We start from the raw sequence: 12,895 nt of genomic DNA, 5'->3' as shown, positions 1-12,895 counted from the left end.
CCAAGTCTTGAATGATAGATTTTTTAGATACGGGAATGTTTATTTGATAATATATACTATGTGCGAGTTATCTATTACTTATATGCACTAGCGAGGTCTTATATATAGATATTAAATACATACCATCAAAATTGATAGACCTTTTAATAAATATATAGCTGAAAAAGCTTACAAAAAAATAACTTGGAATATAAATTCCTGTAATATCCATAAATTTACTTTTAGTTTTCATTATAGACAAAAATAGAGTATGTACATGAATGAATCCATGCACCTACTCTATTCTTTGCTGACTGACAGCTATTTATTTATTTTTTTCAAGGTACTGATAAATCGCCATCATTTCTTGTTTATTCAACTCACGAATACGCTTGAAGATGAGTAGATCTGCAACAGCCTCAAGATGTGAGCCTTCCGTAACAGCATCACTTACTTTCCCAGTTAGCCATGTTTGCACGTCTATGCCCTCGACGATCTCCTTACGCCCTTCATCATTGATTCCACTTGCCTCACAACTCACACAAGGTATCGTCAATTTAAATACGCCATCATGGAGATTATCTTCTGTAATGACTTTCTTCCCTTTACAGAACGGACATGGATGACTTTTTTTAATTTTATTAATGTGAGTGACAATTTTTTTGTAACCTAACGTTTCATAGACATACGTCAGTTTTTTGTATTTTCCATTGGTAAAATATTTATCAATGATCGTTTCTCGAGTTTCGGTAATATTATCAAAATCACAGATGGTGATCCGATTATTCATGCTGATGGCTTCGATATTGCCGCTAATATTGCCCCAGAATGGCAGGGCATTTTGTAAAACTATTTCATAATGTGCAAAACTAGCCTGCTCCAGTTCAAACATTTTCAGCGCCACCTGTGTTTCCCTTGGTAATAGGGAAACATCTTCTGTTAAAGTCATATCCCCACCGACGATATCCTTTAGTTTATCTAGTATTCGTAAATTCCCAACTGTTTTCATCACTTGATCAACGGGCTGCTGAATGATTTCTCGAATATCCGTATCGCCAAATAGTAGCTTTTTATGATGATTGAGCACGGTTCCTCGACAAACTGGACAGCCTATCATTTCTTTGGATTCTTTCATTTGCTCTTTAATAATCGATTTCGAGACAAAGATATAACGCCCAATAATAAGGTTAAAACCTTCCCAAGTCCTTCGTGCCTTGCCTTCTTTATCATAGAATGACTTTTCCCAATATCCATATAAAAAGGTATGTTTTTCTGCTTCCGTCATATCATTATAACTTTTACTAATATCCTGACCTAGTTCATTTTTAATCTCATCAAAGAGGAATTGCAATTTCGGATATTGATAGTATTTTAATACCTCCATCACATCTGGGTGCAATAGGCCATCCCAGAATGGTACGGTTTTGTCTTGAATCACAATATCTATATCAAATTTTTCAATTACTTGGCGACCTGAGCAGGATGGGCAATGATTGTCTTGACGATAGAAATCGAAGCTACTCGTATTTTTATTAGTCGGATGAGCTGCCACAATATGGTTGATCAAGCCGCCCACTTCATACAGAAAGCTATATTGACTATACAAATGACGCTCCAGATCAATGGCAATGACAGGTGCAATTGTGTCAGATTCATATTCACCATAAATCAGTCGAGCCATGGAGGATAGACTTTTTAAAATGCCGCCCTTATAGACATTCTCTGCATTTTTAAAATAAGAAATTTGATTTTCTTTTAAGTAATGTACGCCTGTTTGTTGATGGATCTTTGAAGCAATTTGCAATGGAGCCACTTGATCCGGCGAATCTTGTTGACGATAATAATGTTCATGACTAACAACATCCAGGTGCTCGACAGGTGCAAGCTGTCTTTTACCAAAATCAACAATAAAATCAGCGTTTTCCATCATATATGCATTATGTTCAATCATAATCATTGAGACAGATTCATCCTGCAGAATGATCCTGATACTGTCAATGAATTGATTTAAAATGTTTTGTGATAAACCTTTTGAAGGCTCGTCAAAAATAAACAGCGTATGAGGGTTTCTTGAATTGGCAAACAGCTCAGAAACTAAATGAACACATTGAAATTCACCCGTCGATAAAGACTGTGTTTTTCTTTCCAACGTCAAATAACCAAGTCCAAGTTTGATCAATAAGCTCAAGCGTTTATGAGCGATGTCTTCATGCGGCAGTTCATCAATAATATCTTCAATCGAGCGCTGAAAAATATCATCAATTTCTTCACTGTATTTTGTAAGCTTTCTTTTAATATCAAGAAAAGTCGCAACTGTTGACCGACTCGTAATCGATTGGTTTCGATTTTGCCCGACCATGACCAGTTTATCTTTGGGATATCGTTTCTGAAAATCTTTAGCAATGCACTCATTGACAAGTGTCGATTTACCACAGCCAGATTCCCCCGTAAAAGTGACAAGTCTATTTTTAGGAATTTGAATATCAGCAATTTGAATATTACGGCAATAAAGATCATGAAACTGATAGTATTCTGTTGGTATTGCCTGATTAAGTTCCGAAGGGATTGGTTTTGGACGTGGGGATTCTTCAACAATTTGCCCACCATATTTCCCGCTACCTGGGCCAAAGAACAATTGCTCATCTGTTGCGTCAAGCACTGTATCTGAATGATCAATGAGCCAAATTTGATTTTTGTAGCCCAATTGTTTAATTTCAGCTAAAATTTTCAACAGTGTTTGGTGATCAAGCCCCACAGAGATTTCATCAATAATAATAACGGTATTTTCACTGGTCGCCATAAATTCGGCTAAGTACAGTCGTGTTAATTCTCCACCTGATAATGTACCCATAATGCGATTGACTGTTAAGTAACCAATATTCATATTGATGATATTTTGAAGAATATGTTGTTTCGCTTCACTAATATGTAAATCTTCTTTCAGTGAAAGTATGGTTTCAACGCTTAAGTTGTTAATATCGGAAATACTATGTGGCTGATCTAACAATTCGATCGTATATTGCTCCACTTCCAAGTTATAACGCTTGCCCTCACACTTTTTACATTCGACATTTTTAGTCGTTCCGCGACCTTTACAAGCTGGACACCAGCCTAATTCATTATTAAAGGAAAAAGTTTCTGGAGAAAGATTAAATTTTTCAGCAAGCCGCACGCGTATCTCTTTAAAAACGCCTGTATGGGTGCCGATTGTCGAACGTGGATTAGAAGAAATGGCTGATTTCCCCAGAAAAAGGACTAAAGGCATTTCTTCCATCTTAATAGCACTGAAATTAGTTTCCATAATAGTAGGGAATAAATACTGATATTCAGCTTTTGGTAATAAAGAAACGAGACGCTTCTTCGATTCTTCACCGATTGTTTGGCAAAAAGTTGTTTTACCAGATCCAGATAAACCAGCAATCCCTAACGATTTATCTACGGGTAGCGCTGCATCTAATTGGTTAATATTGTTCGCAATTAATTGATTAATATTCATAGTGATACCTCCCCATTCTCTACATTCAGTATTGCCGCGTTAGGTAATTAATAATTGAAAACGACGCTTTCCATGTTCCGGAAAAGCGCCTTATTGTTGAAGTCATAGTGTACAAAGAATTTATTTTTGCAGTTCCGCTAACACTTTTTCAAGTTGAACACCCATGCCCGTCCAAGCATATGTAGCCCCCTCGATTGCTCCCGCGCGTGCTTTCGTTTCTGCACTAAATCCACTTTGTTCGAAATGTAGATGAACAATTCCATCTGAACCTTTTTTCAACGTCCATGTAACAGTCGTACTTTCTCCGGCACTTAGCCAAGTGTAAGATAATTGATGAGGCTCGTCTACTTTGAGCACCTCTCAATCCACAATTCCGTCCCACCATTCGGATGGCTCTGCCCGAAACTGAAATGTATGTCCAACGACTGGTTTAAAATCATTTGCCCATATCCATTTCGCAAGTGTATCTGAATCTGTTAAAGCGCTCCACACTTGCTCAATTGAACTTGTAAATTGATAATCTAATGATACATCTGGTTTCATTTTTCTTCCTCCAATAAAAGCTGTAATTTGGCAATTCTGTCTTTCCAAAATCCTTCATAAAAAGATACCCAATCTTGTATTTCTTTCAAGGGGGCGGCATTTAACCGATACCTTGTTTCCCGCCCGACCTTACGAGCGATGACAAGATCGGCCTCTTTAAGGATTGATAAATGCTTAGAAACCGCTGTACGCCCTATTTGAAAATGAACTGTTATCTCATGTAGAGGTAATTCTTCAACATCTGCCAACAGTCGAAGTATTTTTCGCCGCGATGGGTCCCCAACAGCATCATAAACATCCCTCGCTTGACTTTTTTCGTTCACAATCGCCCCCCCACCTTTTCATGATTATTTCCTAAAAGAACATCGATTAAACTTCATAACAGCTTAATAGGACACCTTTTATTGTCTAATCAATTATAGGACACCAAAAGGTAGCATGTCAAGTACCCTTGCTATCCAGAAAGTCAGTTTTCACTAACTTTTTGGACAGAGTTATCGTCATTTCAGGACCTTAGACTCACTGCTTGAACACAGCCACACTAGTAACAGCACTAGTTATTGAAAATCATCGTGATACTGCTTTGGCATCAATATAAAAAAAGTACATCGCCCTTAAAAAGCGATGTACAATCAATCATTTATCTCGACAGAATTTACACACCTGAACGGTTTTAGCGAAATCTATTTTATGGGTGTACAATAACTTGATTCTTTTTCTTTCACATAAAGGGCAATCGCCACGCCCCTTGGATGGTAGTCGATTCAATACTTTCCCGCGATTTCTTTTCGCCACAGACATTCACCCCCATCCTAAGATTGTTCCTTCCCCTTAGTAAATGTTGGGTTTCTGAAAAAATTGACGGTATTATAAAGTCAAAATTGAAAAAGTAAGATCGTTGTTAACAATATTAGTGTTAGTTTACATAATATAATTATTAAACTCAAAAATATAAAACGCTGTACTCCTTTTTCCTCTTCAATTCCGACAACTTAACAAGCTCTCCGGTAACTGTTGTCAGCTGGAAGTCCGACGGTGTCTCCCCTACTTCCAATCCTTACTCTTCAACAGATGAAATTGAATCCATAGTCGCAGCTAAGTCCTCAATTGGAAGTATTTTACCACAATTTGATTTCACCATGATCACTATCATCGTGCCAATTAATAAGCCAGAGAAAATGAGTCCAATCGTTTTTTCATGAATGAATGTTCCTCCATTTGCAATTATCTATTAGTATTAAGTATTAATATTATGTTAACTGATTTTATCAACTAGTTGAAAAACCGATTATTGAGTTCAGCTAAAAATACTGATATCCAGCCCTCTCCTAGAATACGATAAAGAAGATGATGAATAAGGAGAGAAGTAGATGCAGATCCATGAGGTACATCCGGGAGAGACATTGTGGTTGATTGCACAGCGATACGGTATCACTCCGACTCAAATTGTCACGGCGAACGTGTTGGAAAATCCGAATAAATTAGTACCTGGGATGACCCTTGTCATGCCAACAACGCCAGGGACGCATTATGTTCAGCCTGGTGAAAACTTATCGGACATTGCACAACGTTACGGTACGACCATTCAAGAAATCGTACGCGTAAATCAGCTGCAAAATCCGAATATGATTGTGGTCGGTATGCGTTTAAACATCCCAGTCCATAAACCAATTATCGATGTGAATGCTTATACGATTAACACTGGAGAAACTGGCGCAAGGGAGATTCAAGAAGTTGGTCACTATTTAACGTATTGGATGCCTTTTGTCTATAGTGTGAAGGAAGACGGTAGTTTAACTACGCTCGATGACACCGAAATGCTTCAATCTGCTGCCGCCGAACGAATCGTTCCTGTGATAGCCATCACGAATTTCAGCGCAACAGCTACCGGATCCGGTCTTGCACATACAATCCTTTCAAGTACTGAACTTCAAGAAAAATTATTAACTAATATACTCAATGTCATGAAAGAAAAAGGATATAAAGGATTAAATGTTGATTTTGAAAATGTTTTTCCTGCTGACCGTGAAAACTATAATCAATTTTTACAGCGTGCAGTTGACCGACTGCATCCTGAAGGCTATTTTGTCTCTTCAGCCCTTGCCCCTAAAGTAAGTAGTGAGCAGCAAGGATTATTGTATGAGGCACATGACTACGAAGCCCAAGGAAAGATTGTGGATTTTGTTGTGTTGATGACCTACGAATGGGGCTATCGATTTGGCCCACCGCAAGCTATTTCGCCACTTAATCAAATAAAACGGGTGCTGGATTATGCGATCACAGTTATTCCTAGGGACAAGATTTTCTTCGGTTTTCAAATTTATGCACGTGATTGGCTAATTCCCCACGTACAAGGACAGGAGGCCGAAACGTTTAGTCAGCAAGAGGCCATTCGCAGAGCTATTCAATATGGGGCAACAATCCAATATGACCCCATTGCCCAATCACCCTTCTATCGCTACACGGATGCACAAGGGCGACATCACGAAGTATGGTTTGAAGACGCTCGTAGTGCGCAAGCGAAGTTTAAGATGGTGAAAGACTATCATTTACGCGGAATCAGTTACTGGGTGCTCGGCTACCCATTTCCTCAAAACTGGTTATTGCTAGAAGACAACTTTACCATTCGGAAAAGAGTGTAAAGTAATTGTCATTAAATTGATTTAAACGAAATTAGTAGATTCTTCACAAGAAAGTCGGGATTTATAGAGCGGAAATAACCCATCCCTGCGAGTTGTTACCTCATGGATGGGTTATTAATTGTAGGTATTAATCAAGTAACTCCTCAATAATTATACAAACCTCCATTAAATCCTTTACGACATAATCAGCCACAACTTCATCCCACTGTGAATCTTTCTTCCAAACACCTAACATACCGACATCCCGAGAGGCTTTCACATCGTTGTCGGGATGATCCCCAACAAACAGACAAGCATTTGCGGGAACATCGAGCTGCTGTAATGCTTTCTCAAATATTCGAGGATCTGGTTTTTTAATGCCTTCAGTCTCAGAAATTAATATTGTTTCAAAATAATGTTCAATGCCAAGCGCTTTGATATTAGCCATCTGGAATTGCCCTTTGCCATTGCTGATGATTCCCAAGGAGATTGATTGACCCACAAGCGATTGTAACATTTCGTGAAGGTTCGGAAATGGCACACAGTATTGGTGAAAATAATCGATATATTCTTGAAGTAATTGCTCCCATGTCAACCCGACTATTTTAAATTCCTTAACCAGTTGTTGGTATACCCTGTCCTTCCAAACGTATCCCCTGCAATCTAATTCGATAAACCTGGAGGTGAATTCCCCTTTTTCGATATGTCCAACATACTCATGTAAATGCTTATACTGTGCGTCTATGAATAACTCGACAGATGCATCCCGATTTAACAATGTGCCGTCTAGGTCAAATAAGACTGCTTTAATCATTCTCTTTCCCACCAATCCGCTATTGTCTGTAAATTCAATTATACAGGGATAGAAAAAGATATCTACTTTCTATTATAGTAATTCCCTTTTACGAGCGATATAGAATCGGCTTACAGTCCCCATTCATTTTCGTCACATACAGTGATTCGATGCAAGTTCAGGATCCTATACATAGATTAGGATAACCAACATATAGCAAGGAGGAGCTTGTATGCATTATTTTCATCCACTATGGATAGCATCAGAATCGTCGTTATCACAAAATGCACCTAACCCATTCCCCCCTGTCAGTACACAACGCTTACATGCATCAGCTGAAAAAATGCTTGAAGTCATTAGACAATCCCAAATGTTAATAAATAAGATAGTAGATTCGTCCAATTTTTCACATGACCTAATGGATGCTGCCCAATTATCCAATCAACAGAAAGTCGATGAATTAATCCAATCAGCGGGGATTACGATAAAGGTCACTACCAAATTTACGCCAAGTGGAATTCATATTGAACTCGACAATGCTGAAAAATCCGGGGAATGTTGTAAATTACAAATTGCATTGCAATGGTGAGGAATTGCTAGCGCATCAATAAAAACTGCCAAGAAACCCCATGGATAAAGAAAAAACGAAATGATAGCCCGTTAGCTATCATTTCGTCACAGTAATTCTGCCATTATCCGTTCGTAACTTAACCAAATTTTCACCTTTGCCAAACGTTACATGCTTATTTTCCTGCCCAAATAGTTCGACTCGGCCATTGTCTGTTTTCGCATCGATGATTGCATTGGTAGGCTCATTTTCTGTATGAATCTCAATTCTACCGTTATCCGTTTCTAAATCGATGGATTGATCCAAATTAGTTGTAATAAGAGAAATTCGTCCATTGTCCGTTTTGGCGTTGATCTCTCCTTCAACATCTTCGAACAGGATTTTTCCGTTATCCGTTTTTACATGGATGACTTTGGCGTCTACTTGTTTCAATTCAACACGACCATTATCTGTTTCCAGATGAATGTCTTGTGCTTGCAGCTGCCCCGCAATAATGCGTCCATTTTCCGTTTCTACTTGCAATCGATCATATTGTTTCTCAGGAAGATGCATTGTTAACGTTAAGTCAAATGAGGAAATACCGAATTGAATAAAGCTCTTGCGCTTCTCCTTAAATTGCACAGCAAGTGTATCTCCTTTTACATCCGCTTCGAAAATATATTTCTTGTTCTTCTTCGTTTTACCTGAATATTCAACTGTTGCAACTGAATCTTTTGTCGATACAATTTCCACAGCTGCATTATCAGCTGAAATCGCAATACTTGTAAACGACAGATCATCAATCACTTTTTTATTGGCGCTTTTTTCAAATCCATTCCCCGGCTTCATGACTAGCCAAATTCCACCTAGTACGACTAATACAAGTACCCCAATCACAAACAGTTTATTTTTGAAAATCATCGTGTCCCGTCCTTTCTTGTAAAAACCGAAATCGATAAGAATTCATTGCCACTTCACCGAGCTGGTCAAGCAAATTATAATTAGCAAACGCCCCAACAACGGCCCCGAAGCCCGGTATTAATTGAAACATCTTCACCAAATCAATGTGATCCCGGTATTCTTGCTGAAAGTCTTGCCAATCCATATCTGCAATCAAATGCTTGTATTGTTGCCAGTTTTCTATGATAGGCAATGTTTCTTTGCGTGTTTCCTCACTTGAAAAAGCGAGATGGAAAATATGCAGGATGAATAGGCGTTCCTCGTAGTCATTCGTATCAAAGCCATAAACTGAGGCCGCTTCAAATAGAAACTTCATCTTTATGGACAATAGCAAAGGGAAATCAGCAAAACCAAGCATAATCCCGCCTGCTCCCGTTCCAGCTCCTTCAATGACAGCTGTTTTACGAAATTTAGTCAGTTTTTCTTTAAAAAGCTCATCGCGTTCATATAAACTAAGCCCGATTGCTTGCTGCTTCTTCGTCGTTATATTCGAACCAACGAGCGTTGCCTTCACCATGTTTTTTATGCTCTCGGTCATTACGTTATGAACCTTTTTAGGAATCAAACCATTTACTTTTACTTGTGCTTTTTTTGAGGTACGCCCGATGAAACCGGATCGCCTAGTCATTTTATGCTTCCAAAAAACTAATTCCTCTTGGACCTTTGCTGTATAATCTATCATCTATTTGCACCCTTCCACTGCTTACCATTAGTATAAACTTAGTCATTCTTTATTCAAATGGACCTAAGAAGTGATTGCAACTCAGCCTTCAGACGTATTTCTCCATTTCCTGAACCCCAACCAAAGGCCAGTGAACATGACAAAAGCAACACCTTCAAGAGACAGGATATACCATGGGTAAGGTCCTAATAAGTCTAGCAAACTCCCATTATAAGGCTTATCTCGTAAAAACATATAATTCCCTTGAAAAAGCATATTTACAGCAAATATAAACGGTAATAACAGATTTAAAACAACCATCGTTTTGATAACACCTTTAAAAGTCGGCTGATAGCCTTTCATCCACATGAAATATAGTGCTGTTAGGATAATGCCGATATGCGTATAGAAAAAGTGGAAATACCTGAAATGAGGAAATCCAAGATCTAATACTGGGGTTGCCATTGCTTGAATAGCCCCGCCAATACCCGCAAAAAAGACAAAATCGATGAGATATTTATTGCCAGTACATAAGAGAACGATGGTGACGAGTAAACTTATGCTGCATAATTCTAATGGTAAGGAGTTGTCGAGCGTCCATCTGCCAGTTGCCAGCATCCAAGTATGGTACAGGATTTCCATTGCTAATAAAGACAATGCAAAAAAACGTTCATACTTCTGCGATACTGCCCCTCTTTTTCTTGAAATAAATAGGATAAGGATTGCTAGGCCCAACACACCGATTGCCATGATATGTGCCATTGAAAACATAACAAAAGCAGCAGTCATTTCATCTCCTCATTTCTCAAAAACCGTTTATTTTTTTGGATAAACACCCACCTTATTTTCCATTTTATACGTTTTCCCTACATTAGGATAGGATCTATTAGAATCAATATAGTCAGGATGTATACGACTCATCATTCATTTCCGTATATTTTATCAAACGACACAGGTTTACCATTAATAAAAAGAATTATCATATCATAGGTTTCTGCTGTGTTAATTTTATAAAGCACTTGATAATTTAAATTCCTGTTCGAGTAGTCAGAATCGGATTCCTGATTAATAAACATGCTCAGTATACCTTGTTGGGCAATGACATTAAAATCACTAAAATACAACGCATCATGGCCTTGCCTAACATAGATTCCATTTAAAAATACATACAATCCATTGTCATCATCAAGATATAAATAATGACCATTTTCCTGTTCCACAAGTTTTATAAATTCCTGTACACGATCATTTGCGTGATCTATGCTGATTTCTGAAAAGGTGTAAGTAGAACGACAGCCAGTTAACAGTAACATAAAAATAATGAGCGAAAATCGTTGTTTCACATTGTTTCTCCTCCTATACCCCTCTCGACATTACTATTCATACGTTGGAGGCAACCGAAAAATAGCCTGGATGCAAATAAAAACGACGGTTCCATGAGTTATTATTTACTCATAGGACTGTCGTTTACATTATGGGATGAAATTATTGATCCAACGGAATATCAATTTCCACCTTGCCGTCCAAATACAGCGGATAGCTATTGATATGCAGACGAATTGGATTCACTTCATTGTCAAAGTTGAAGGCGTAGGTGGCTGTTTGATAGTCATTTTCTTCGCTAAAGTTTACGGAGATTAAATTTCCATTGAGATCATTACCTTCGTTGTTTACTATTTCAACTATTAGTTGGCTCTCAACAGTCTTTGGATAAGTGACTTCCACTATATTGCTTGATGGTACTTGAACATCGATATCCAGTTCACTCGGTACATACAGCACTTTCTGTTGCTCAAAATCGACCTCAATATAGTCAGAGCCTTTTGGAAGTGCTTCAATCATCTCCATCACCAATGTTAGTTTTTGAGGCTGCCTGAAGTAATTACTGTGCATACGTATGCTTACTTCGCCGTCACGCGATATACCGAAGCCCTGCTCCATATTTCCTGTTTGCCACCAATTTTCACCGTTTTCATCAATCAACCGAACCGATCTGAATTTTAGTAATTGCATCGTGTTTTGCTCGTTAGCAGCTAGTCGGATGTCTGTGCGTAGCGGAGAAATTTCCAACTGTTTAATATGAATCGTTTGACCATCGACGACAACAGATCGGTTCACTTCATATATTTTTGGTTGCTTAATGGGTTTGGTGAGTGTGAATGGCACAGTGAACTTTGTCTCTGCTGCATCATCCAAGTGCAAATTAAATTCAAATGACATATTGTCATATGATAATTCATCAACAGGTATAATTTCAACTTTGTCTTTGCGTACATCGCTTCCACCTACTGGAGAACTAATGTAGGAACTTGCGACACCCCATGGAATGCCTTGTTGAGACACCCCTAAAGAAGTTATACTCACTTCGGAGTGATCAAAGGGAGATGTAATCGTATAGAATATCGTCATGCCAGAATGATCAGCTACGACATTTTGTAAAGTCAAAGTATAGTCGCCCTGTGTGACTATAATTCCAAGATCTTCATAGTAATTATTTTCCACAATGTCAACATAAGCAATCATGCCGACGATAGGAGCAAACCCTGGGATTTTGGCCACAGCTTGCGCAAACACAGGGGAAACGCGAATGGACGTCATAAACAACAGAAGTACAACCGCAGCGACACTAGCGACTGTATACAGTCTGCGCTTTCTCCTCTTGGTCAACTGATGCTGTTGCATGGCCTTTACACGCGCTTGATGTAAGGCTTCTTTTGGGATTTCAATCGCATCTAATTCCTCAGTCAACTTCTGCCAATCCTGCACGTTCAAGTTGGTCATTTATACTTCCTCCTTTTCAATAAGTACGCGCAATCTTTTTAACGTCGTGTGCAGCCTTGATTTTACGGTACCTTCGGGAATTTGTTTCATCCGGGCAATGTCCGTGTTCTTCAAATCCCGGAAGTATTTTAAGTAAACCAGCTCCTGTTGCTCGATAGGCAAACCTGCGATGATATCAGCGATTTCAAATGGTTGCTGATCTATTGATGCGATTTCTATCTCATGATTGTAGACAAAACGCTGTTGTTTCTTTTTCATATCTAAACAAATATTGATCATCATTCGGACAAGCCACGTCGCTATGTATGCCGGTTCTTTTACGGTATGAATCTTCTTTAAAGCTCGATATGTCAGCTCTTGTGTAGCTTCAATAGCATCATGCTCATTTTTTAAATACGCATAAGCCGTGCGATAGAGCGTGTCCTCATGATGCGCCAATAGCTCCACTAACGCCCGTTCATCCCCCGCAATAGCTCGTTTCGCTAATTCCATACCCTCACCCCCTGTTATCTAT

11 protein-coding genes and 1 pseudogene are annotated in these 12,895 nt (G+C 38.6%); 2 read left to right on the top strand and 10 right to left on the bottom strand.

All coding sequences use genetic code 11. The annotated features are described in order from the left end of the window. Positions 1-304: 304 nt before the first annotated feature. From R2B72_RS02245 to R2B72_RS02235, 3 genes and pseudogenes are all read right to left on the bottom strand, one after another. Positions 305-3,475, bottom strand: a complete 3,171-nt coding sequence (locus R2B72_RS02245; protein WP_318614534.1) for an ATP-binding cassette domain-containing protein — start codon at positions 3,473-3,475, stop codon at positions 305-307. 120 nt (positions 3,476-3,595) lie between these two features. After that, positions 3,596-4,018, bottom strand: a pseudogene (locus tag R2B72_RS02240) (SRPBCC family protein). After that, positions 4,015-4,341, bottom strand: a complete 327-nt coding sequence (locus R2B72_RS02235; RefSeq protein ID WP_318614532.1) for a metalloregulator ArsR/SmtB family transcription factor — start codon at positions 4,339-4,341, stop codon at positions 4,015-4,017. Before R2B72_RS02235 ends, R2B72_RS02240 begins: the two are co-directional and overlap by 4 nt. A gap of 1,047 nt (positions 4,342-5,388) precedes the next feature. Between R2B72_RS02235 and R2B72_RS02230 the strand changes: the two genes are divergently transcribed. Continuing rightward, positions 5,389-6,660, top strand: a complete 1,272-nt coding sequence (locus R2B72_RS02230; RefSeq protein ID WP_318614531.1) for a LysM peptidoglycan-binding domain-containing protein — start codon at positions 5,389-5,391, stop codon at positions 6,658-6,660. Between the two features lie 127 nt (positions 6,661-6,787). On the opposite strand, the gene R2B72_RS02225 is transcribed toward R2B72_RS02230, so the two are convergent. Continuing rightward, on the bottom strand, positions 6,788-7,453 hold the full coding sequence (locus tag R2B72_RS02225) for an HAD family hydrolase (protein ID WP_318614530.1): 666 nt from the start codon (positions 7,451-7,453) through the stop codon (positions 6,788-6,790). Positions 7,454-7,664: 211 nt separating this feature from the next. Here R2B72_RS02225 and R2B72_RS02220 point away from each other — a divergent pair, with 211 nt between their 5' ends. Beyond that, positions 7,665-8,021 (top strand): hypothetical protein, encoded by a 357-nt coding sequence (locus R2B72_RS02220; RefSeq protein WP_318614529.1) that lies wholly within the window; start codon positions 7,665-7,667, stop codon positions 8,019-8,021. A gap of 78 nt (positions 8,022-8,099) precedes the next feature. Here the strand turns inward: R2B72_RS02220 and R2B72_RS02215 are convergent, their stop codons facing one another. From R2B72_RS02215 to R2B72_RS02190, 6 genes are all read right to left on the bottom strand, one after another. Beyond that, complete coding sequence (locus tag R2B72_RS02215) at positions 8,100-8,900, bottom strand: DUF4097 family beta strand repeat-containing protein (RefSeq protein WP_318614528.1); 801 nt, start codon at positions 8,898-8,900, stop codon at positions 8,100-8,102. Further along, positions 8,884-9,621 carry an EcsC family protein gene (locus tag R2B72_RS02210; RefSeq protein WP_318614527.1) on the bottom strand — a complete coding sequence of 246 codons (738 nt, stop codon included), beginning with the start codon at positions 9,619-9,621 and terminating at the stop codon, positions 8,884-8,886. Before R2B72_RS02210 ends, R2B72_RS02215 begins: the two co-directional genes overlap by 17 nt. Positions 9,622-9,702: 81 nt before the next feature. Continuing rightward, positions 9,703-10,389 (bottom strand): TIGR02206 family membrane protein, encoded by a 687-nt coding sequence (locus R2B72_RS02205; protein WP_318614526.1) that lies wholly within the window; start codon positions 10,387-10,389, stop codon positions 9,703-9,705. Positions 10,390-10,520: 131 nt separating this feature from the next. Continuing rightward, the gene (locus R2B72_RS02200) at positions 10,521-10,943 is read right to left on the bottom strand and encodes a hypothetical protein (RefSeq protein ID WP_318614525.1); all 423 of its coding nucleotides are present in this window, start codon (positions 10,941-10,943) and stop codon (positions 10,521-10,523) included. A gap of 142 nt (positions 10,944-11,085) precedes the next feature. Further along, the gene (locus tag R2B72_RS02195; protein WP_318614524.1) at positions 11,086-12,381 is read right to left on the bottom strand and encodes a DUF4179 domain-containing protein; all 1,296 of its coding nucleotides are present in this window, start codon (positions 12,379-12,381) and stop codon (positions 11,086-11,088) included. Continuing rightward, complete coding sequence (locus R2B72_RS02190; protein WP_318614523.1) at positions 12,382-12,873, bottom strand: sigma-70 family RNA polymerase sigma factor; 492 nt, start codon at positions 12,871-12,873, stop codon at positions 12,382-12,384. Positions 12,874-12,895 lie beyond the last annotated feature (22 nt).

The sequence above is a fragment of the Sporosarcina sp. YIM B06819 genome (assembly GCF_033485175.1).
Taxonomy (GTDB): Bacteria; Bacillota; Bacilli; order Bacillales_A; family Planococcaceae; genus Sporosarcina.
Note: the sequence above shows the minus strand (reverse complement) of the source record. Positions and strands in the feature narration are given on the sequence as shown.